Origin of the sequence: Flavimaribacter sediminis, assembly GCF_019492055.1 — a bacterium.
GTDB lineage: Bacteria > Pseudomonadota > Alphaproteobacteria > Rhizobiales > Rhizobiaceae > Flavimaribacter > Flavimaribacter sediminis.
This window is the reverse complement of sequence record NZ_JAICBX010000001.1, coordinates 877964-897640: the sequence shown is the minus strand read 5'-3', so window position 1 is coordinate 897640 and position 19677 is coordinate 877964. Positions and strand designations below refer to the sequence as shown.

Sequence of the window (19677 nt, the reverse complement as noted above, 5' to 3'; positions counted from 1 at the left end):
TCACAGAATCAGGTCACATGACGGTCTATCCAGGCGTCAAGCGGCGCAAGGGCCTCGAAGATTTCTGTCACAAAATCCACTGCTTGCGGTCCGAATATGCGGTCATCGAAACCGATGTTCTCGCCTGTTCTCGCCACAAGGCCCTTCCGGCGGAGCAATTGAGCGGCCCGACCGTCTGCATCATAACCCCTGGGAAGCCGTTTCAGTTCCTCTTCGCCAAGAAAGCAGCCTTTTTCGGAGGCGCTTTCGAGCGCAGTGTCCAGCTCCGCACGCGCCGCGTCGTCGAGAACCGAGCGCCGATATTTCTCAAGGCCTTCCGGATCGAAAGCCCAATGTCCGGACCCATATCCAAAATGGTCATGGGCGAGCACCAGGTGGATTCCAGCCGACCTGTTGGGATGGTCGCCCGTCCAGAACACCATGTGAATCCTCGGATTGTAGAGCGTCTTGTCCTTCGAGAACCGGGTGTCGCGATGGATGCGCCGCAGCGACTGATTGATCTTCGGCGTCGCCTTGTGCTGCGGGGTCAATCGTTCGGCGACCGGCGCCATGGTTTCAATGAGGTTGAGCGCTGGTTCGACAATCAAAGTCTCGTAGTCCTGTCGATGCGCTTCGAACCATTCTTTGTTATTGTTCCTGTCGAGATCGGACAAAAACGAGACCGTTTCTCTGGAAAATCCCTCAAACATGGGCGAACTCCTATTTCGGCGGCAACGAGCCCACAAAACGGGCCGTGAAATCAATCCATTGCTCGAGACCAGATTCGATCGCGGCGTCCGCATCGACCCAGATCAACCCTCCCATTTTTCGTCCGGTGAAGTCCATTGGCCTGGCGCCGGGGCGCGCCAGCGCGTCCTCTTCAAGTTCCTTTCCAACGCGAAACATGAAGCTGTCATGGTTGGCGACGCCGGCGAACATGTTGCCGTTCAAAAGGAAGCATACGCCGCCGAACATTTTCCTTTCCGTAATACCTTGCCGCGTGGACAGGGCGTCACGCAGGAGTTCGGCGAGATGGGGATCGTGAGCCATTGCCTTTTTCACTCCGTTTGCAAAAAGCCGGTCCGGCGAAACCGGACCGGCAATTGTCAGCCTTGCATGCTCTCATAGGTGATCATGGCGATAGAAGCCCCGAAAGGGTCTCTGATCTTCGCCATTCTGCCGACTCCGGGATAGTCCGTCGGCGCTTCGACGCCGTCAGCCCCCTTGTCCAGGGCCGACTGATACCGTGCGTCGACATCGTCGACGGTGATGTAGATTGTCCACTCCCCGTTTTCGGCAGGCTGTGGCATGAAGCCGCCAATCGGCGCCTCCCCGACCATGATGCCCGGATAGGCCGAGCCGTTCTGCATCGGCATGTCCGCAACGCTCCAGCCGAGGACAGTCTCGTAGAATTTCCGGGCGGCTGCGGGGTCACTTCCGGAATGCTGTATCCAGCTTGCCGCGCCATGGGTCTGCATTGGATTGCTCATTTCATCCTCCTTGGTTTCGGGTTCGCAATCACAAGAAGGACGCGCGATGATCGCGCTATCCGACACTTGGGGCGGATTTTATTCTGCGTTTTTCACAAAACCGCATCCGCTCGCGAATATGCCCGGCCTGCTGCTCGGTCGGACCGAGTTGCAAAGCCCGTTCATAGGCGGCTGCGGCGGCGTCGAATTGTTCGGTCTCAGCGAGCAGGGACGCAAGCGTCGTGTGGTAGTAAATGTAGTTGGACAGACTGTCGGCGACCGACCCGAGATGTCGCAGCGCCGCCTCCGCCGAGAACGCTTTCGACATGGCCACGGCGCGATTGAGCGAAACGACCGGTGACGGCTGCAACTGTTCCAGTGCGGCGTAGAGCTGCTCGATCTCACGCCAATCCGTTTCGTCCGAGGCCGGCGCCGCGCAGTGAACGGCTGCAATCGCCGCCTGAACCTGATAGGCGCCGGGGCGGCCGTGCCGTAAAGCCTTTTCAAGGAGGGCGCGACCCTCGGAAATCGCCGACTGCTCCCACTTTCCGCGGTCCTGATCCTCAAGCGCAATCAGTTTGCCATCTTCGCCGATGCGGGCGCGCCGACGCGAGTGCTGCAACAGGCAGAGCGCCAGCAGTCCCATGACCTCAGCCTGCGCCGGAAACAGCATCAGCAGCAAACGCGCCAGCCGGATCGCTTCCTCGCACAACTCCTCGCGAATATGAGTGTCGCCGCCGCTAGCCGTATATCCTTCGTTGAAAAGCAGATAAATCATCAGGCTGACCGCGTTGAGCCGCCTCGCGCGCTCCTGAAGCGTCGGCGTTTCCAGCCGTGTCGCCACCGACGCCGCTTTCTTCTTCGCTCGCGTAATGCGCTGCTCCATCGCCTTCGGCTGGACAACGAAGGCGCGCGCTATGTTGTCGACTGGAAAACCGGCGATAACTTTCAGCGCAAGGGCAAGCTGATCGTGCAGCGGAAGATCCGGCTGGCAGCACATGAACATCAGTCTCAGCACATCGTCGCGCAATTCGTCCTGATCGAGTTGGAGCAAAAGCTCCTCTTCCGGATCCGGTTGCTCATCAACAGAAGCGGCGGCTTCCAGCAAACCGACCCGGCGACGGCTCTTGCGAATGCCGTCGATGGCGCTTCGCCGGGCCACGACGATCAGCCAGGCCGTCGGATCGCGCGCCACGCCGTCATCAGTCCAGGTCCTGACGGCCTTTTCGCACGCGTCCTGGAAGGCGTCTTCGGCGAGATCAACGCTGTTGAAATGCCGCACCAGCGCCGCGATGACGCGGGGGCGAGCATTGGCCAGTATCGCCTCCAGGCCTGCCGAGGTCACAAGGCCCTCATCAGGCATCGGCAGAAGGCTGCGCCAAAGTTCCCCCTCCCCAGCCTACCGGCCTGACTTCATAGGCGAAAATCTCCAGCGGAAGCTTTTTCGCCTGCTCTATCGCCTCATCCATGGAGCTGCATTCGACGATGTAGAGGCCAAGCAATTGTTCCTTCGTCTCCGCGAACGGCCCATCCAGCACCAGAACCGAGTCTCCCTTCTGTCGGACCGTCATCGCCGTCGTCGTGTCCATCAAACGCGCGACGCTGCCCAGTGCCCCTTGTTCGCCAAGTTCACGTTGCAATTCGCGGTGCTTTTCCATGGCGCGTTCCTGTTCGTTTTCCGGCAGGCGATCAAACACGCCTTCGATACCGTAGATGAGAATGGCATATTGCATCGAAACACTCCCGGTGATTTTCAGATCGAGACAAGCACGCCTCCAGATAACCAGATCCTACACTCGCCAGTCGTATTTTCGGAATAGAGGGCGCCTGCAATCCCAATTTCGTCAAACGGCGAGTATAACCGGAAATTGGGCTAACAGTTTGCGAGACGCAACCAGGCCGGGCTTTTCGGCGTTTCTGTTGCAAGAAACGAGAACCCAACCGAGGATATGATATGCGAGTCATTCTACTGGCCGGCGTCCTGACGATGATGGTTTTGCCGGCCCAGGCGATCAACCGATACAACGTCAACAAGATGCAATGCCGGGACGTTCAGGCGATTGTCCAGCAGCAGGGAGCCGCGATTCTGCGCTATCCCTCCAAGAGGGTGCAGGGCATGACCCTCTACGATCGTTACGTCGCCAACAGCGGCTGGTGCGAACCGGGCGAGTGGGCGAAACCCGGTTGGGTTCCGACCGCTGATCGGGCCAAATGTCCAGTCCGCCATTGCGAGGACATCGACTATTGGGATGACGGACCCTTCCGGAGATTTTAAAGGGCGCCGCTCAGATACGACCTTCGTTCTCAAGCATATGGGACTGCTCGCCCATATGCATGAATTCCCGGAAGGCCTTAACAGCGGCGTTCTGATCAACATTGGCGGCCCAGGCGAGACCGACGTCCATGGTCGGAATCCGATCCGCCAGTGAAACGACCTCCACCCTGCGACCGTCAAGCGACCACGGTCGATAGACCATGTCCGAAAGGATCGTCACGCCCATGCCGTTGGCGACCATCGATCTGACGGCTTCCACGGAGGAGGTTCGCAGGATCGCCTTCGGCCGATAGCTTGTTCGATTCCAGTACCGCTGCGCCGTATTCGACGCCTCATCAACCGTCAGCATGATGTATGGCTCGTTGGCGATATCCGACAGGCCCACTGACGGAATAGCCAGCAATGGATGCTGCGAAGACAGCCACAGTCTGCGGCGCGACTTCAGCAGCGTCTCGTATGCCACCCCCTCCTGATCGAGAATGTTGGACGTCAACAAGACCGCCAGATCGAAAGTCCCGGACACAAGGCCGTCCTCGATGGCGCTTCGCGGCGCTTCCGTGAGTTGCAGGTTCACGCTGGGAAAGGCGCGGACGAAGCGCTCGATATAGGGCGACAGGAAATACCCGGCGACGGTATAGGTCATCGCGAGGCGAAGGGTGCCTTTGACATCGTCGCGCAGCCGCCGCGGGGAACGCACCGCCTCATCGACTGCCGCCATGATACGGCGGGCGTGATCCAGAAATATATTGCCTTCATAGGTCAGCATCACGCCGCCGGCGTGGCGATGAAAGAGAGGAACGCCGACGATTTCCTCAAGCTGCTTGATCGCTGTGGTGACCGCCGATTGCGAGACGTTCAGCTCCATGGCCGCGCGCGACACCTGGCCCATATTGGCCACGGCTATGAAGTAGCGGATCTGCCGTATCGAAGGTTCATTCATTTTATAGATAATCCATATCAGCTTTTTTTATAATTCAATGCAAAGATTTGCATCACAGTTCGATCGAAGCCCTCTTGAAAATTACAGTTAAACACTGAAAAACATGACAAATACCGGGCTTTTAGGGCAATTCGACAACGAAACATTGCTGCTCTGATACAAATTTAGGCATGCCTCTTGTTTGCGCGTGCGAAATAAGAAAATCAGAATTAATATCCCTAATATTCGTATTTTACAATTTCCCCATCCTGTTCTTTCATTTTCTTCGACCGTCCCTCCGCTGGTGGGCCGGAAAAGTGGACAATGGGTTCGCACCTATCAGGAGGTACTTCTATGAAGCACACAATCTCTACATTGATGGCATCCGCAGCGGTGGCGTTGACGATGTCGACGGCCGCACATGCCCAGGAATGGTTCCCCTTCCCGGTCGAAGTCTGGGAAACAATGGCCATGGACAGCGCCAGGACGAAGATGGATTACGAACCGCTTGAAAAGGCCTCCAAGGCCTGGGATATCTGCGTTTCGTTCCCGCACATGAAGGACGCATACTGGCTCGGCGTTGACTATGGCGTGACCGAAGAGGCCAAGCGCCTCGGCGTGAAGGCCAACGTCGTTGAAGCCGGCGGCTACACCGAACTCAACACCCAGATCTCCCAGATCGAGGACTGCGTTTCGGCCGGCGCCGACGCGGTCATCATCGGCGCCATCTCGTTTGACGGCCTGAACAACCTCGTCGGCGAGATCCGCTCGAAGGATATTCCGGTCATCGACGTCATCAACGGCATGTCGTCCGAGGAACTGTCGGCAAAGTCCCTCGTCTCGTTCGGCGAAATGGGTGCGAAGGCAGGTGAATTTCTTGCCGCGGAACATCCGTCCGGCGGTGAAGCCGCCAAGGTAGCATGGTTCCCCGGGCCGGCTGGGGCTGGCTGGGTCGAAGCGGGCAACACGGGATTTGCAGGCGCAATCGAAGGCAGCGCCGTCGAGGTCGTCGACACGAAGTACGGAGACACCGGCAAGGAAGCCCAGTCCAAGCTGATCGAGGACACGCTCGAAGCCTACCCCGATCTCGACTACATCGTCGGAACCGCCGTGACTGCGGAAGCCGCCGTGCCGATTCTCCGTTCGCGCGGTCTGACGGACCAGATCAAGGTTGTCGCCTATTACTTCACGCCGGGCGTGGCCCAGGGCATCTCGAGAGGTCAGATCCTCGCGGCGCCGACGGACTCCACCGTCATCCAGGGCCGGATTGCAGTCGATCAGGCTGTCCGCATCCTTGAAGGCAAGGACTTCATGATGCATGTCGGTCCGGAACTCCAGGTGGTGACCCAGGAAAACTATAAGGACTTCGACCCCACCTCCACCCTGGCGCCCGACGGCTTCCGTCCGGTGTTCTCGGTAGAGTAATCAGAACAGCGGCGCCCGGACGATGTCGGACAACACCATGCGGCAGTCAGAAGATCAGGCCACCAAGGCGGACCTGCTTCTCGCCACGCATGGCATGTCCAAGCAATATCCGGGCGTGCTGGCGCTCGACAACGTTGATTTCGACCTGATGACTGGCGAAGTTCACGTGCTCTTTGGAGAAAACGGCGCCGGCAAGTCCACTCTGATATCGATCCTGGCCGGCGCCAACCATCCGAGCGCCGGCCAGATCCTGCTTCGCGGAAAACCCGTCACGTTCAGTTCGGTTCATGAAGCGCGGGCGCACGGCATTTCCGCCGTCTTCCAGGAGTTCTCGCTGATCCCGCAGATGACGGTCGAGGAAAACCTATTTCTTGGCGCGGAACCCCGGCGCGGCGGCTTCGTCGACAAGGCGGCCATTCGCCGCGAGGCGCGAAAGATCCTCGACGAACTCGGCTTCAACCTACAGCCGCACCAGCGCATCGACCACCTGACGCGCGCAGAACAGCAGATGGTTGAAATCGCAAAAGCTTTTCGCTCGGACCTGTCCGTGCTCATTCTCGACGAACCCACCGCCTCATTGACCAATCACGAAACAGACCATCTCTTCGAGCTGATCGGCGAATTGACGGCGCGCGGCGTGGGGATCATCTACATCACCCACCGCATGGCGGAGATCCGCCGGATCGGCGACCGCATTACGGTTCTCCGGGACGGGCGCTACATCGACACGGTGGACGCGCAAACCGCATCGGAAGACGATCTGGTAGGTTTGATGACCGGCCGCGTGGTCGGCGGCATCTTCCCCGACCTCGACCTGCCCGACCCCGGAGAAACGGTGCTCGACGTCGACAACGTGTCAGTGGCCGACGGCTCGGTGACCGACGCCACGCTTCACGTTAAAAGAGGCGAGATCATCGGCATGGCGGGCCTGGTCGGCTCAGGCAAGTCCGAACTCATGCAAGCCTGTTTCGGAACGTTACCGATTTCGTCCGGCGCAGTGCGCTTCAAGAACGCCGATGTTACGGGCCATAAACCGCGGCGCAACATCAGGGCTGGCTTCCTCTACCTGCCGGCGGACCGTCGCAGTGAAGGCCTGATGATGATGCGGTCGATTCGCGAGAACGTCGCCCTCGCATCCCTGGACATAGCGCCTTTCTCGAATGGCGTGTTCCTCAATGCAGGCGGTGAACGCCAGGCGGTGACGGCGCTGGCGGAACGGCTCAATTTGTCGCCTCCGCGTATTGAGCGCGCCGTCGACCATTTCTCCGGGGGCAACCAGCAGAAAGCAATGCTCGCCCGGGCCCTCACGCGACACTACGACCTGATCGTATTCGACGAACCGACCGTGGGCGTCGATGTCGGGACTCGCGCGTCCATCTATCGTTTCATCGTCGAACTGGCGCGCGCCGGCACGGCGATCGTCCTCATATCCTCCGACCTTCCGGAGATCCTTCATCTCACCACCCGCGCCTATGTTTTCTACCGTGGCCGAATTCAGGCCGAGGTCGCGGGCGAGCAGCTTACGGAGCAGAACGTGCTATCGCATTTCTTCGAAAGAGAGGCGGCATGACCGCCGACAAGACGACGACGGCGCCTGCAGCGGCGGCGAGCGGCGATTTCGTCAAGCGCATCTTTGTTCGCGTTGGCATCCTGCCCTTCCTGCTTCTCATCGCACTAATCGTGTTCACGTTGATGTCGGACAATTTCCTGACGGCGCGCAACCTGATGAACGTCCTGCGCCAGTCTGTCTATCTGATGATCGTGTCGCTCGGACAGATGCTGGCGCTGCTGACCGGCGGCTTCGACCTTTCAGTCGGGACGGTCGTGGCGCTGTCGTCGGTGGTCGGCGCGATGGCGATGGCCGCGACCGCCGTGGCGATGCCCGACATGGTGTGGCTCGCCATCACGGTTGGATGCCTCGCCGGCATTGCGGCCGGCTCGATGATTGGCGTCGTGAATGGCGCGGGCGTCGCATTTTTCGGCGTATCGCCCTTCATGATGTCTCTCGGCATGACTTCGGTCGGCTTTGGCGTCGCGCTGTTCCTGACAGGCGGCGTACCAGTCTACGGCATGCCGGTGGCTTTCGGCGACATATTCGGCTTCGGTTCCATGTTCGGCGTACCCGTTCCCGTCTATGTCGCCGCCTTGCTCGCGATCGGCTTGTATATCTTCCTGTACTGGACCCCGCAGGGCCGATATTTCTACGCCGTGGGCGGCAACGTGAAGGCGGCCTCGTTGTCCGGCGTCAACACGACCGGCACGCTGTTCATCACCTATGTGCTGTGCTCCTTTTTCGCCGCCGTGTCCGGCATGTTGCTCACGGCGCGCCTCGACACCGGAGAGGCGAATATCGGGGCGTCCATGCCTCTTGAATCGATCGCCGCCTGCGTGATCGCAGGCGTAAGCCTTCGCGGCGGTGTCGGACGCCTCGAAAACGTGGTGCTCGGCGCCCTGTTTATTGGCCTGGTTCAGAACGGCATGAACCTGGCGCGTATCGAATCCTATTTGCAGACTGTCGTACTCGGCGCCCTTCTGATCCTCGCGGTGATCGCGGACCAGATCCGGCTTCGCTACGTCGCATCACTGAAAGACTGAGGAACCGAATATATGACCGTGGATATCAACTGCGACATGGGAGAGAGCTTCGGTCTCTACAAGATGGGCGATGACGAGGGCATCATGCCTTTCATCACCCAGGCCAACGTAGCGTGCGGATTTCATGCGTCCGATCCGAACCACATGCGGCAAACGGTCGAACTTGCGCGTACGCATGACGTAAAGGTCGGCGCGCATTTCTCGCTTCCCGATCTCGCGGGTTTCGGTCGGCGCGAGATGAAGATCGATCGCGAAGAGATGGCTAATATCATTCTCTACCAGATCGGCGCGCTTAAGGGCTTTCTCGACCAGGCGGGCATGGAGCTTTCGCATCTCAAGCCGCATGGCGCCCTTTACGGCATGGCCGCGCGCATGGAGTATATCGCCGAAGCAGTCGCTGATGCGGCCGAGGTCTACGATGTGCCTGTGATGGGACTTGCGGGAACGCTGCACGAAGAGGTCTACACGCGCCGCGGCGGCGGTTTCCTCGCGGAATTCTTCGCCGATCTGGATTATGACGACGATGGAAACCTGATCATCACACGCGAACATGCGGCCGTAGACCCGCAGGTCGCGGCTTCGCGGTCGGTCGAGGCTGTCCGCAATGGTCGGCTGACGTCCATCAACGGCAAGACATTGCCTGTGCGCGTGGAAACAATCTGCGTGCACTCGGACACACCGAACGCCGTCGCCATCGCAAAGGCGGTTCAGGAAGGGATCAGTCAGTTGCACGCGGCCTGACGCCGGCGCTGACGAACAAGGAGAAGCAATTCATGGCAAAACACGAGGTCAAATCACCCATCCCGGGCACGTTCTACCGCAAGCCCGCGCCCGATCAGCCGCCCTTCAAAGAGGTCGGCGACACGGTTGCGAAAGGCGATACGGTCGCGATCGTGGAAGTGATGAAATCATTTCACGAGATCAAGTCGGACGGCGACGGAAACATCACCGCGTTTCCGATCGATGACGCTGAACCGGTCATGGCCGGCCAGACCATCGTCGAACTGGACTGAGGCGCTTCGTGAAGACGGGCAACATCAGCAAACTCCTGATCGCCAATCGAGGCGAGATCGCCGTGCGCGTCATTCGCGCAGCGCGCGACCTCGGGATTGCGACGGTTCAGGTCTACAGCGACGCAGACAAGGATAGCCGCGCCGTGCAGATGGCCGACGAGACTATCAATATCGGCCCGCCCCAGGCGGCGAAATCCTACCTCGATATCGAGGCCATTCTGAAAGCGGCCAGGGACACCGGCGCGGACGCCATTCACCCGGGATACGGCTTCCTCTCCGAAAACGCCGGCTTTGCCGACGCGGTCGCCGACGCGGGTCTGATCTTCGTGGGCCCCAGCGGCGACACAATCCGCCTGATGGGCGACAAGGCTGCGGCGAGAGCCGAGGCGAAAAAGGCGAACGTCCCGACCGTGCCGGGCAGCGACGGCGTTATCGGCGATATGCAGGAAGCTGCGAAGCTCGCCGACGAGATCGGTTACCCGGTGATGATCAAGGCCGCCGCCGGCGGCGGCGGACGCGGCATTCGCATCGCAGACAGCGCCGAGGAATTCCTGTCGCTTGCGCCGCAAGCGTCTTCCGAGGCGAAAGCGGCGTTCGGTGACGGCGGGATCTATATCGAGAAGGTGATCGAGCGCGCCCGACACATCGAGGTTCAGGTGCTCGGCGATGGCGAGGACGTTGTCCATTTCCACGAGCGCGAATGTTCGCTGCAGCGCCGTCGTCAGAAGGTGTGGGAGGAAGCTCCCTCATCGGCCCTCAACGAAAACGTGCGGGACAAGCTCTGCGCGTCGGCCGTCGCACTGGCGAAGTCCGTGAACTACAAGGGCGCCGGCACGATCGAATATCTCTACGACGACGAAACCGGCGATTTCTATTTCATCGAGATGAACACCCGCATTCAGGTGGAGCATCCCGTGACGGAAATGATCTGCGGCTTCGATCTCGTCGCCGAGATGATCGCCATCGCCGGCGGGGCGAAACTGAGGGTCAGTCAGGACGACGTGGCGGCGAAGGGACACGCCATCGAGGTGCGGCTGAACGCCGAGGATCCGGCGAACAATTTCATGCCCTTTCCCGGCGTGGTTGGCGAACTTCTGGCCCCTGACGGGCCCGGCGTGCGCTTCGACCACATGCTCTATCCCGGCTACGCGGTCCCGCCGTTTTATGATTCATTGCTCGGCAAGCTGATTGTCTGGGCGGAAGACCGAGACAAGGCGCTGCTCCGCCTGAAACGCGCGCTCGGCGAACTGCAGGTGGACGGTCTGGCGACCACAAAGCCGCTCTTCGAGGCGTTGCTGGAAAGCGAAGACCTGCGCGCCGGCAAGGTTCATACCCGCTGGCTGGAACCCTGGCTCGAAAACAACCTCAACCGCATCAAGCAAAAGGAAGGCTCGAATTCATGAGCAGCCGATACACATTTGGCGGCGACGAGCACATCTTCGTCGAAGTCGATGAGGCGATGTCGCTGGAAGCATTCTTCGTCAGCCTGTCGATGACCAACGCCGTACGAGAGGCCGACATCAAGGGCGTGACTGAAATTTGTCCGGCCAACGCCTCCTTCCAGATCAAGTTCGATCCGGACGTGATAAAGCCCGACGACCTGATGGCTGAGCTCAAGCGCCTTGAGGAAACCGCCGAAAAGGCGGAACCCGTGCTCGAGACGCGGATCATCGAGATTCCGGTCTATTATCAGGATCCCTGGACGCACGAAACGCTGATGCGGTTTCGCGAACGCCATCAGGACCCCAACGCAACCGATATCGAATATGCAGCATGCATCAACGGGTACGAGAGCGTTGAGAAGTTCATCGAAGCGCACTCCGGCGCGCCGTGGTTCGTGTCTATGGTCGGCTTCGTCTCCGGACTGCCGTTCCTCTACCAGATGGTTGACCGGGCCCGGCAGATCCAGGTGCCGAAATATCTGCGCCCGCGCACGGATACGCCAAAGCTCACCGTCGGCTACGGCGGCAGCTTTTCATGCATCTATTCGGTGCGCGGCGCCGGCGGATACCAGATGTTCGGTATTACTCCGATGCCGATCTACGATCCGCAACAGAGCGTCTCGTATCTCAAGGATTTCCTTGTCTTCTTCAAACCCGGCGACATCGTCAAATGGAAGCCGATCAACCGTGAGGAATATGACGCCGCGATCGAAGAGGTTCAGGCGAACACTTTCATGCCGCGCATCCGCAAGGTCCGGTTCTCCCTTGACGATTACAACGCCGATATCGACGGCAGCAACGCCAAGCTGATGGAGGCTCTCTATGCCGATTAATGTCATCTCCGCCGGTATAGCAACGACGATCCAGGATCTCGGGCGCCCCGGCTACTACCATCTCGGCATTCCGATGGGCGGCGCGATGGATCGCCTCGCACTCAGGACGGCGAATCTGCTGGTAGGCAATGAAGAGGACGCCGCCGGACTGGAGTCCGTCTTCGTGGGTCCCGAGCTCGAATTCACCGAAGACGCCACAGTTGCCGTCTGCGGCGCCGAACTTCCGCCCAAGGTGGACGGCGAGGCGCGCGAGACCTGGACCGCCATTCCGATCAAGGCGGGTCAGGTTCTGTCCTTCGAATTCCTGAAGGCGGGCGCACGCGCCTATATCGCCATTTCCGGCGGCATCAACACCCCGCCGATGCTCGGCAGCCGCTCGACCTACGCCATTGGCGCACTCGGCGGCGTCGACGGCCGGGCCGTCCAACCAGGCGACACGCTTCCGCTGGGGAAAATGTCAAAACCGGCAAGCGAGGGACTGACAGTCCCCGAGAAGCTGCGCCGCCTGCCCTCGAACCCGGCCGAATTGCGGGTTCTGCCGGGTCTCTACTGGCATCGAATCACCGAAAACGCACAGAAAAACTTTTTCGACGACACCTGGAAGGTCGCAAATGAGGCCGACCGCATGGGGTATCGCTTCCAGGGCGGCCGCAAGCTCGATTTCGTTGAACGGGAGCAGCCCTATAGCGCCGGCGCCGACCCGTCGAACATCACCGACGCATGTTATCCATATGGATCGGTACAGGTGCCCAGCGGCACCGAACCGATCATTCTCCACCGCGACGCCGTGTCAGGCGGAGGCTACTTCATGCTTGGCACCGTGATCTCGGCCGACATGGACCTGATCGGACAGTTGCAGCCACACACGCCAACCCGCTTCGTAAAGGTCGACATGGAGACGGCGCTGGCCGCTCGCCACGACCGAGCCGCAGCGATGAATGCAATTCGGGAAGCCATTTCCTGAGACGAAAGGAACTCATCATGACAACTCCTGCCGCTGCACATCCGACTCTGGCGTCGAGCCTTCTCGGCAAGCGTTCTGTATTGCAGTATGTCCTGCTCGCCCTTGCGGGCTCCGCCCTGCTCTGGGCCTCAGCCAAGGTGCAAGTGCCTTTCTACCCCGTTCCGATGACCATGCAGACATTCGTGGTGCTCGTCATCGGCATGGCATACGGCTGGCGCCTCGGCGCCGCAACCGTGCTGCTTTATCTCGCCGAAGGCGCCATCGGCATGCCGGTATTCGCCGGAACGCCGGAACGCGGAATAGGTCTCGCCTATATGGTCGGCCCGACTGGCGGCTATCTGGTCGGCTTTGTCGTCGCAGCTTTCGCCGTCGGCCTTCTGGCGGAACGCGGATGGGATCGGAGCATAGTCAAAACCCTTGTCGCCATGACATTGGGCACGGCCATCATCTTTGTCTTCGGAGCGGTCTGGCTCGGCGCACTGATCGGATGGGACAAACCGGTGCTCGAACTCGGCGTCATTCCGTTCCTGCCAGGCGCTGCATTCAAGATCGCGCTGGCGGCCGCGGTGCTGCCGCTGGCCTGGCGTGGCGTCTCAAGACGCTAAGCCCGATATGTCCGGCGACGGCACAAGCTGTCGCGGCCATAAACAAGACGTCGCGTTGCAGTGTGTATGCACAACGCGCCCTGCCTCCGAAGCGCCGGCGCCAGGCACGACGTCATCAACGCCAAAGACTTCAAGCGGGCCTTCTATCGGACCGCTCGGCACAAAGGGAGCAGGCGAAGTGCCTATCCTCAATGTCGGCGCCACCATTGCCTGTGCGGTAGCGAACGCAACCGGGAAACCTGTATCGGAACTGCCGTTGACGCCGCCAAGAGTCCTTTCGCTGCTGAAGGACAGGACGGAAGCCCTGGAGTTCGACCAAATCAGCCGCGACTGGCGCGAAAACGTCATTTCTTAGCGGAACCTGATGGCGCATGCCGCTGTCGAGATAGAAAACCCGCGCATCCAGATCCAGCCTTGCGTCCGTGTCTGATTTGCAGGTAACACCTCTGCGTGACCAGCAAGACGGAGTCGGGAATGAACTCGGATGCAAACGCAGTTCCCAATGGTGAACTTACGCTGCGGACGCTCGCCATGCCGGGCGACGCCAACGCGGCCGGCGACATCTTCGGCGGCTGGGTGATGGCGCAGATGGACCTAGCCTGCGGCATCCGGGCGGCGGAACTTGCCGGCGGACGTGTGGTCACCGCGGCTGTCAACGAAATGGTCTTCGAGAAGCCGATGCACGTGGGCGACACGCTGTGCGTCTACATAGAGATCGAAAAGGTAGGGCGGACATCGATGACGCTGCACGTCGAAGCCTGGGCCCAACGCTACCTGAAACCACATCGCGAACGCGTCATCGCCGGGCGATTCGTCATGGTGGCGCTGGACGACAGCGGCAAGCCCCGACCGGTGGAAATTCTGAGCGCGTGATCGCCGCCTCCTGACAGCCTTGTGTCAGTAAACGACAAATTCGGCAGCTGGGGATACTCCCTGCCCTTTCCATTTGACGGCGACGACGCCATATTCGGACCATGGCCAGCAGATCCCCCAAACAGAAAACCGACGGCTTCGAAGAAGCGCCGCAAAAGCCTCTGGAAGGCGCGCCTCTTTCCGGCTCTGTCGGCGACTGGGCGAAGGAGATCACCGAAAAGGCCGCCAGGGAGAAATCCGGCGGCAGGAAGCAGTCCAGCAAGAACGCCGCCGCCGGCAGAACCGCGCGCGGCACATCCATTGGCGGCAGCCACGATCCCAAGACGCGGGCGGCGGCCGGCCTCAATCCCGTGGCCGGCATGGATATCAGCCTGGAAGACGCCCAGAAGCTGGACCTGAAAGGCAGCGGCGGCGGAACCGGCGTCACCGCAACAGTCGAGGCGCTGTCCAAACTCATCGAATCCGGCAATCCGCTGTTCAAGGACGGCAAGACCTGGGTTCCTCATCGGCCGGAACGTCCGGAGAAATCCGAGGGCGGCATCGCCATTCGGATGGAGACCGAATACAAGCCGAGCGGCGACCAGCCGACGGCGATCGCCGATCTGGTGTCGGGCCTCAAGGACGACGACCGCACGCAAGTCCTTCTCGGCGTAACCGGATCCGGCAAGACCTTCACCATGGCCAAGGTGATCGAGGCGACGCAGCGCCCGGCGCTGATCCTCGCCCCCAACAAGACGCTTGCGGCCCAGCTCTACGGCGAATTCAGGAATTTCTTTCCCGACAACGCCGTCGAGTATTTCGTGTCCTACTACGACTATTACCAGCCGGAAGCCTATGTGCCCCGCTCGGACACTTACATCGAGAAAGAATCGTCGATCAACGAACAGATCGACCGCATGCGGCATTCGGCGACCCGCGCGCTGATGGAGCGAGACGACGCCATCATCGTCGCGTCTGTGTCGTGCATCTACGGTATCGGCTCGGTCGAAACCTATACGGCCATGACGTTCCAGATGCAGATCGGCGACCGGATTAACCAGCGCGAGTTGCTGGCCGACCTCGTCGCCCAGCAATATCGACGCTCGGACGTGAACTTCGTGCGTGGCTCTTTCCGGGTGCGCGGCGACACCATTGAGATCTTCCCCGCCCACCTGGAAGACCGCGCCTGGCGCATTTCCCTGTTCGGCGACGAAATCGATACGATCACGGAATTCGATCCGCTGACAGGCCACAAGACCGACAACCTGAAATCGGTGAAAATCTACGCGAATTCGCACTACGTAACGCCGCGGCCAACACTCAACCAGGCGATCAAGTCCATCAAGCAGGAGCTGACCAGCCGCCTCGCGGAGCTGGAAGCGGCGGGTCGCCTGCTCGAAGCCCAGAGGCTGGAGCAACGCACGCGTTTCGATCTGGAAATGCTGGAAGCGACGGGATCTTGCCAGGGTATCGAGAACTATTCGCGCTATCTAACGGGAAGAAAGCCGGGCGAACCGCCGCCGACGCTGTTCGAATACATTCCGGATAACGCGATCATCTTCATTGACGAGAGCCATGTCACCGTGCCGCAGATCGGCGGCATGTATCGCGGCGACTTCCGGCGAAAAGCGACGCTCGCCGAATACGGATTCCGTCTGCCTTCCTGCATGGACAATCGACCGCTTCGCTTCGAGGAATGGGACGCCATGCGTCCGCAGACGATCTCGGTTTCGGCGACGCCAGGCAACTGGGAAATGGAGCAGTCCGGCGGCGTCTTCGCCGAACAGGTCATCCGGCCGACCGGTCTGATCGACCCCACAGTCGAGGTGCGGCCTGCAAAGAACCAGGTCGACGACGTGCTCGACGAGATCAATATGCAGACAAAGAAGGGTTATCGCACCCTTGTCACCGTGCTGACGAAGCGAATGGCCGAGGACCTGACGGAATATCTGCACGAACAGGGCGTGCGCGTCCGATACATGCATTCCGACATCGACACGCTCGAACGCATCGAGATCATTCGCGGCCTGCGGCTCGGCAGCTTCGACGTGCTGGTCGGCATCAACCTGCTTCGCGAAGGGCTCGACATCCCCGAATGCGGACTGGTCGCGATCCTCGACGCGGACAAGGAAGGGTTCCTGCGTTCGGAAACGTCGCTGGTGCAGACAATCGGCCGCGCGGCGCGAAACGTCGACGGCAAGGTCATTCTCTACGCCGACACGATTACCGGGTCGATGGAGCGCGCCATTGGGGAAACCGATCGCCGTCGCGAAAAACAGCAGGCCTGGAACGAAGAGCACGGCATTACGCCGGAAAGCGTCAAGGCGCGGATCTCCGATATCCTCGACAGCGTCTACGAAAAGGATCACGTGACTGCCGATATCGGCCACGTCAGCGACGCCGGCGCCATGGTCGGCAACAATCTCGCCGCCCACCTGGAAGCGCTGGAAAAGAAGATGCGGGACGCCGCAGCCGATCTCGATTTCGAGGAGGCCGCGCGGCTGCGCGACGAAATCAAGCGGTTGCGCGAAACCGAGCTCGCTGTCATGGACGATCCCCTCGCCCGGCTCGAAAGCGAAATGGAAGCCAGTCCCCGCGCGAGAAAGAAGCGCGGACCCTTGCCTGCATCGGAGCGGGGCGGCGGTTATTTCAAAAAACCGTCGCTCGACGATATGGGTCCCGGAACGGACATAGCCCGTCCGGTCGGTTCGGACAAGCGCCCCAAAAAACGGTGAAGTCGATCAGGCTTTCACGGCCTTGATATAGATTTCCAACTCGAGGATTGCAGGACCAGAGCCTTCATGGGCGTCTTCCGACATAGGTTTTAATTCAATCTCGTTGCCGCCTGTCAGGCTGACCGGAACATCGTTTTCTCCCTGCGCCTGGCTATCGATGACGCCGGTATATCGCCCGGAAAGGTCACCGATATCGACTTCGCCGTCGCTGGCGAAGACAGTCCAAAGTAGAGCATTCTGCAGGTCCGTTGCGGCCTCGCCAGCCTGACTCGATACAAAGCCCTCATAACGGGCGGTCGGACCTGATACCGGTCTGTAGTCGCAGATGACTGGCGACGAGCGCTCATCTGAAGCTTCACGGCTTTCGTCATAGCTGCAGGTCAGCGATCCAACCTGTCTGTTTACAGGATTATCCTGTCCGTGGACTGCTGTCGCCGGTAGCGCCGCCAATAGAACAAGGCCCGTCACCGGGGACAGGTGTTTTGATGGGATAAACATGGATTTTCCTATTTCTTGAGCCCGACGAGCCCATAGCCCGTCGGGACCACGCCAAAGCCACCTCACGTTAACGCGGAGACCGGCCTCTAAAAGCGTTCGCCAACAACGCGATGGCGAAGAGCACGAGGAACACGACAAACAGCACCTGCGCCACATTGGCGGATATGGCGGCGACGCCGCCAAAACCGAGAAGACCGGCGATAAGCGCAACGACCAGAAATGTAATTGCCCAACCAAGCATGATGTTTTTCTCCCGTTTGATTGATCTGATTGCAAACGCGCGCGGCGCGCGATTTGTTCCCAAAGATCGACGCAACATCGTCGGGAACCGTTCGTGAGCCAGCGCGTTGGCGTGCAGTCAATTTTGAAAGGACAAATCATGAAACCGGTAACCCTGGGCATCGTCGTAGCGGCTGCAGTCATCATCGCATTTGTTGCGGGAACGCAGATCGAATGGAGGCAGGACGGACCTGCGGAAGAACTGGGAGAAGCAATCGACAACGCAGCCGGAGGAGAATGAGGTTCCATTATCTCGCTGTCACTTCTTTGTCAGGTGGCGCCTGAGCATATTACGGAACAAGACTGCTGATCGGTGGTTGACAATACAAGCCGGAATAAAACGCCGGATCTAAAAGAGGAGAAAAACAAAATGAAACACACATTGATCGCAGCAGCGCTTTGCACCGGACTGATTGCAGGTCCGGCAGTCGCTCAGACAACAGGTAGCACCTCGAAAAATGCCGGTGGTCCGGATACGATGAGCACCCAGGAACGCGATATGTACAAGGCAAATCCCGATTTCGCCGGTTTCTTTACCGATGAAAACATGGGTGAGATGAAGACCGGCGAGGAAGTCGCCATGACCTATGAAGGACTGTCGGAAGACCGCCAGGAAGCACTTCGCAGGGACTGTGAAAAGACCTTCAACAATCGCGGCGTTTACGGCGAAGCTACCTTGGGTCTGTGCTCTCAGATCATGGAAATGTAAAAATCGAGACCGAGTACGGGGCTCAAGCTCCGTATCCTGACTAAATGGAAAGGGGCAGCCAGCATCTTGCGACGCGTCCCTTTTCAAATTCAGCTTCCGGTGGCGCCTCGCGAGAGCAGCGTTCCATCACACATGGGCATCGCGGATGAAAATGGCATCCGGTCGGCGGCGACATTGGCGACGGTATCTCGCCGCTGATCGGCTCGTAGGCCCGCCGTCCGGAGCGAATTCGCGGGATCTCCCGAAACAGGGCTTGCGTATAGGGATGTGCTGGCCGTGCAAAAAGATCAGCAGTCGACGCCTGTTCCACGATACGGCCTAGATACATTACGACGACTTCGTCGCAGATGTGGCGGACCACTCCAAGATCATGGCTGATGAAGAGCAAAGTCAATTTGCGACGCTCTTTCAGTTCAAGCAGCAGGTTGATGATCTGTGCCTGAATCAGCACGTCCAGCGCGGCGACGGGCTCGTCGCATATCAGAAATTCAGGCGACACGGACAAGGCGCGCGCAATTCCGATTCTCTGTCGCTGGCCGCCGGAAAACTGATGCGGCAGGCGATTCAGCACGTCGGGAGGCAAACCCACTTCCCGCAGAAGCTCCGCCGCGAACTCCAACCTTTCACGTCTGCGTATCAAACCGTGATACACTGCGGCCTCGGTAACGATATCAACCACCTTTTGCCGTGGATTGAGCGAAGCCATCGGGTTCTGGAAAACCATCTGCACCCGCAGCATGTCCCTGGTCGCCATCCCGGCATGACCGGCGTCCATGCGTTCGCCGTCGACCAAGACCTCGCCATGGGTGGCGGAGAGCAACCCTGCCGCCATTCGTCCGAGAGTCGACTTTCCGCAACCGCTTTCGCCGACGAGCCCAAGGGCCGTGCCCCTCGGGATTTCGAGAGACACATCGGAAACCGCCTGTACCACACGGTCGGAATAGTTCATTCCGGCGCGCGCGAGCAGCGCTTCAACAGGGCTCATCTTCTGCACGAAGTTTCTTGAAGCGTTGCGTATGACAACATGGGGCGACGCGGATTCGACGGCGCTTTCGTCCGGGAGACTGTCGATTTCGGCCAGCATA

At 59.8% G+C, this 19677-nt stretch carries 23 protein-coding genes and 1 pseudogene; 15 read left to right on the top strand and 9 right to left on the bottom strand.

The features are described from left to right. Positions 1–8: 8 nt before the first annotated feature. From K1W69_RS04240 to K1W69_RS04220, 5 genes are read right to left on the bottom strand one after another with little or no spacing between them, the layout of a single operon-like run. Positions 9–689, bottom strand: coding sequence for a DUF2461 domain-containing protein (locus K1W69_RS04240; RefSeq protein WP_220227078.1), 681 nt, complete (start codon positions 687–689; stop codon positions 9–11). 10 nt (positions 690–699) lie between these two features. After that, complete coding sequence (locus K1W69_RS04235; RefSeq protein ID WP_220227077.1) at positions 700–1029, bottom strand: TfoX/Sxy family protein; 330 nt, start codon at positions 1027–1029, stop codon at positions 700–702. 56 nt (positions 1030–1085) lie between these two features. Further along, positions 1086–1469: a VOC family protein gene (locus tag K1W69_RS04230; RefSeq protein ID WP_220227076.1), complete on the bottom strand. Its 384-nt coding sequence runs from the start codon at positions 1467–1469 to the stop codon at positions 1086–1088. 55 nt (positions 1470–1524) lie between these two features. Continuing rightward, entirely contained in the window at positions 1525–2811 is a 1287-nt protein-coding gene (locus K1W69_RS04225; RefSeq protein ID WP_220227075.1) for an RNA polymerase sigma factor, read from the bottom strand. Beyond that, positions 2804–3181 (bottom strand): YciI family protein, encoded by a 378-nt coding sequence (locus K1W69_RS04220; protein ID WP_220227074.1) that lies wholly within the window; start codon positions 3179–3181, stop codon positions 2804–2806. The genes K1W69_RS04225 and K1W69_RS04220 overlap by 8 nt, the downstream gene beginning before the upstream one ends. 221 nt (positions 3182–3402) lie before the next feature. On the opposite strand from K1W69_RS04220, the gene K1W69_RS04215 reads away from it, so the two are divergent. Next, positions 3403–3723 (top strand): hypothetical protein, encoded by a 321-nt coding sequence (locus tag K1W69_RS04215; RefSeq protein WP_220227073.1) that lies wholly within the window; start codon positions 3403–3405, stop codon positions 3721–3723. 10 nt (positions 3724–3733) lie between these two features. On the opposite strand, the gene K1W69_RS04210 is transcribed toward K1W69_RS04215, so the two are convergent. Continuing rightward, complete coding sequence (locus K1W69_RS04210) at positions 3734–4663, bottom strand: LysR family transcriptional regulator (protein WP_220227072.1); 930 nt, start codon at positions 4661–4663, stop codon at positions 3734–3736. Positions 4664–4996: 333 nt separating this feature from the next. On the opposite strand from K1W69_RS04210, the gene torT reads away from it, so the two are divergent. From torT to uvrB, 12 genes and pseudogenes are all read left to right on the top strand, one after another. Beyond that, positions 4997–6067 carry a TMAO reductase system periplasmic protein TorT gene (gene torT / locus K1W69_RS04205; protein ID WP_220227071.1) on the top strand — a complete coding sequence of 357 codons (1071 nt, stop codon included), beginning with the start codon at positions 4997–4999 and terminating at the stop codon, positions 6065–6067. Between the two features lie 37 nt (positions 6068–6104). Next, positions 6105–7637, top strand: a complete 1533-nt coding sequence (locus K1W69_RS04200; protein ID WP_220227070.1) for a sugar ABC transporter ATP-binding protein — start codon at positions 6105–6107, stop codon at positions 7635–7637. After that, the gene (locus tag K1W69_RS04195) at positions 7634–8662 is read left to right on the top strand and encodes an ABC transporter permease (RefSeq protein ID WP_220227069.1); all 1029 of its coding nucleotides are present in this window, start codon (positions 7634–7636) and stop codon (positions 8660–8662) included. The genes K1W69_RS04200 and K1W69_RS04195 overlap by 4 nt, the downstream gene beginning before the upstream one ends. A 12-nt stretch (positions 8663–8674) precedes the next feature. Further along, positions 8675–9403 (top strand): 5-oxoprolinase subunit PxpA, encoded by a 729-nt coding sequence (gene pxpA / locus K1W69_RS04190; RefSeq protein WP_220227068.1) that lies wholly within the window; start codon positions 8675–8677, stop codon positions 9401–9403. Positions 9404–9435: 32 nt separating this feature from the next. After that, positions 9436–9675: an acetyl-CoA carboxylase gene (locus tag K1W69_RS04185; protein ID WP_220227067.1), complete on the top strand. Its 240-nt coding sequence runs from the start codon at positions 9436–9438 to the stop codon at positions 9673–9675. An 8-nt stretch (positions 9676–9683) separates the two neighbouring features. Beyond that, positions 9684–11078, top strand: a complete 1395-nt coding sequence (locus tag K1W69_RS04180) for an acetyl-CoA carboxylase biotin carboxylase subunit (protein WP_370688174.1) — start codon at positions 9684–9686, stop codon at positions 11076–11078. Next, the gene (locus tag K1W69_RS04175; RefSeq protein WP_220227066.1) at positions 11075–11950 is read left to right on the top strand and encodes a 5-oxoprolinase subunit B family protein; all 876 of its coding nucleotides are present in this window, start codon (positions 11075–11077) and stop codon (positions 11948–11950) included. The genes K1W69_RS04180 and K1W69_RS04175 overlap by 4 nt, the downstream gene beginning before the upstream one ends. Then, positions 11940–12914, top strand: coding sequence for a 5-oxoprolinase subunit C family protein (locus K1W69_RS04170; protein WP_220227065.1), 975 nt, complete (start codon positions 11940–11942; stop codon positions 12912–12914). Before K1W69_RS04175 ends, K1W69_RS04170 begins: the two co-directional genes overlap by 11 nt. A 17-nt stretch (positions 12915–12931) precedes the next feature. Next, positions 12932–13519, top strand: coding sequence for a biotin transporter BioY (locus K1W69_RS04165; protein ID WP_220227064.1), 588 nt, complete (start codon positions 12932–12934; stop codon positions 13517–13519). Between the two features lie 178 nt (positions 13520–13697). After that, on the top strand, positions 13698–13874 hold the full coding sequence (locus tag K1W69_RS04160) for a hypothetical protein (RefSeq protein ID WP_258570801.1): 177 nt from the start codon (positions 13698–13700) through the stop codon (positions 13872–13874). Between the two features lie 119 nt (positions 13875–13993). Beyond that, complete coding sequence (locus K1W69_RS04155; protein ID WP_220227063.1) at positions 13994–14392, top strand: acyl-CoA thioesterase; 399 nt, start codon at positions 13994–13996, stop codon at positions 14390–14392. Between the two features lie 101 nt (positions 14393–14493). Next, positions 14494–16951, top strand: a pseudogene (uvrB, locus tag K1W69_RS04150) (excinuclease ABC subunit UvrB); the annotation flags it as partial. A gap of 161 nt (positions 16952–17112) precedes the next feature. On the opposite strand, the gene K1W69_RS04145 reads toward uvrB, so the two are convergent. Together K1W69_RS04145 and K1W69_RS04140 are read right to left on the bottom strand one after the other, a co-directional pair. Further along, a complete protein-coding gene (locus K1W69_RS04145) occupies positions 17113–17604 on the bottom strand; it encodes a DUF992 domain-containing protein (protein ID WP_220227061.1) in 492 nt (163 codons plus the stop codon). Between the two features lie 67 nt (positions 17605–17671). After that, positions 17672–17845, bottom strand: coding sequence for a DUF1328 domain-containing protein (locus tag K1W69_RS04140; RefSeq protein WP_220227060.1), 174 nt, complete (start codon positions 17843–17845; stop codon positions 17672–17674). A gap of 138 nt (positions 17846–17983) precedes the next feature. Here K1W69_RS04140 and K1W69_RS04135 point away from each other — a divergent pair, with 138 nt between their 5' ends. Both K1W69_RS04135 and K1W69_RS04130 read left to right on the top strand, forming a co-directional pair. Then, on the top strand, positions 17984–18124 hold the full coding sequence (locus K1W69_RS04135; RefSeq protein ID WP_220227059.1) for a hypothetical protein: 141 nt from the start codon (positions 17984–17986) through the stop codon (positions 18122–18124). Between the two features lie 129 nt (positions 18125–18253). Further along, positions 18254–18592, top strand: coding sequence for a hypothetical protein (locus K1W69_RS04130; RefSeq protein ID WP_220227058.1), 339 nt, complete (start codon positions 18254–18256; stop codon positions 18590–18592). Between the two features lie 40 nt (positions 18593–18632). On the opposite strand, the gene K1W69_RS04125 is transcribed toward K1W69_RS04130, so the two are convergent. Beyond that, positions 18633–19676, bottom strand: a complete 1044-nt coding sequence (locus K1W69_RS04125; RefSeq protein ID WP_258570800.1) for an ABC transporter ATP-binding protein — start codon at positions 19674–19676, stop codon at positions 18633–18635. Between the last annotated feature and the right edge of the window lies 1 nt (position 19677).

What these genes read in the sequence shown, in the direction of transcription:
- K1W69_RS04165 (WP_220227064.1), top strand. Translation starts at nt 12,932, where the DNA reads ATGACAACTCCTGCCGCTGCACATCCGACTCTGGCGTCGAGCCTTCTC.
- K1W69_RS04235 (WP_220227077.1), bottom strand. Translation starts at nt 1,029, where the DNA reads ATGGCTCACGATCCCCATCTCGCCGAACTCCTGCGTGACGCCCTGTCC.
- K1W69_RS04200 (WP_220227070.1), top strand. Translation starts at nt 6,105, where the DNA reads ATGCGGCAGTCAGAAGATCAGGCCACCAAGGCGGACCTGCTTCTCGCC.
- K1W69_RS04145 (WP_220227061.1), bottom strand. Translation starts at nt 17,604, where the DNA reads ATGTTTATCCCATCAAAACACCTGTCCCCGGTGACGGGCCTTGTTCTA.
- K1W69_RS04215 (WP_220227073.1), top strand. Translation starts at nt 3,403, where the DNA reads ATGCGAGTCATTCTACTGGCCGGCGTCCTGACGATGATGGTTTTGCCG.
- K1W69_RS04220 (WP_220227074.1), bottom strand. Translation starts at nt 3,181, where the DNA reads ATGCAATATGCCATTCTCATCTACGGTATCGAAGGCGTGTTTGATCGC.
- K1W69_RS04140 (WP_220227060.1), bottom strand. Translation starts at nt 17,845, where the DNA reads ATGCTTGGTTGGGCAATTACATTTCTGGTCGTTGCGCTTATCGCCGGT.
- torT (WP_220227071.1), top strand. Translation starts at nt 4,997, where the DNA reads ATGAAGCACACAATCTCTACATTGATGGCATCCGCAGCGGTGGCGTTG.
- pxpA (WP_220227068.1), top strand. Translation starts at nt 8,675, where the DNA reads ATGACCGTGGATATCAACTGCGACATGGGAGAGAGCTTCGGTCTCTAC.
- K1W69_RS04125 (WP_258570800.1), bottom strand. Translation starts at nt 19,676, where the DNA reads ATGCTGGCCGAAATCGACAGTCTCCCGGACGAAAGCGCCGTCGAATCC.
- K1W69_RS04170 (WP_220227065.1), top strand. Translation starts at nt 11,940, where the DNA reads ATGCCGATTAATGTCATCTCCGCCGGTATAGCAACGACGATCCAGGAT.
- K1W69_RS04135 (WP_220227059.1), top strand. Translation starts at nt 17,984, where the DNA reads ATGAAACCGGTAACCCTGGGCATCGTCGTAGCGGCTGCAGTCATCATC.
- K1W69_RS04240 (WP_220227078.1), bottom strand. Translation starts at nt 689, where the DNA reads ATGTTTGAGGGATTTTCCAGAGAAACGGTCTCGTTTTTGTCCGATCTC.
- K1W69_RS04210 (WP_220227072.1), bottom strand. Translation starts at nt 4,663, where the DNA reads ATGAATGAACCTTCGATACGGCAGATCCGCTACTTCATAGCCGTGGCC.
- K1W69_RS04130 (WP_220227058.1), top strand. Translation starts at nt 18,254, where the DNA reads ATGAAACACACATTGATCGCAGCAGCGCTTTGCACCGGACTGATTGCA.
- K1W69_RS04225 (WP_220227075.1), bottom strand. Translation starts at nt 2,811, where the DNA reads ATGCCTGATGAGGGCCTTGTGACCTCGGCAGGCCTGGAGGCGATACTG.
- K1W69_RS04175 (WP_220227066.1), top strand. Translation starts at nt 11,075, where the DNA reads ATGAGCAGCCGATACACATTTGGCGGCGACGAGCACATCTTCGTCGAA.
- K1W69_RS04185 (WP_220227067.1), top strand. Translation starts at nt 9,436, where the DNA reads ATGGCAAAACACGAGGTCAAATCACCCATCCCGGGCACGTTCTACCGC.
- K1W69_RS04155 (WP_220227063.1), top strand. Translation starts at nt 13,994, where the DNA reads ATGAACTCGGATGCAAACGCAGTTCCCAATGGTGAACTTACGCTGCGG.
- K1W69_RS04230 (WP_220227076.1), bottom strand. Translation starts at nt 1,469, where the DNA reads ATGAGCAATCCAATGCAGACCCATGGCGCGGCAAGCTGGATACAGCAT.
- K1W69_RS04195 (WP_220227069.1), top strand. Translation starts at nt 7,634, where the DNA reads ATGACCGCCGACAAGACGACGACGGCGCCTGCAGCGGCGGCGAGCGGC.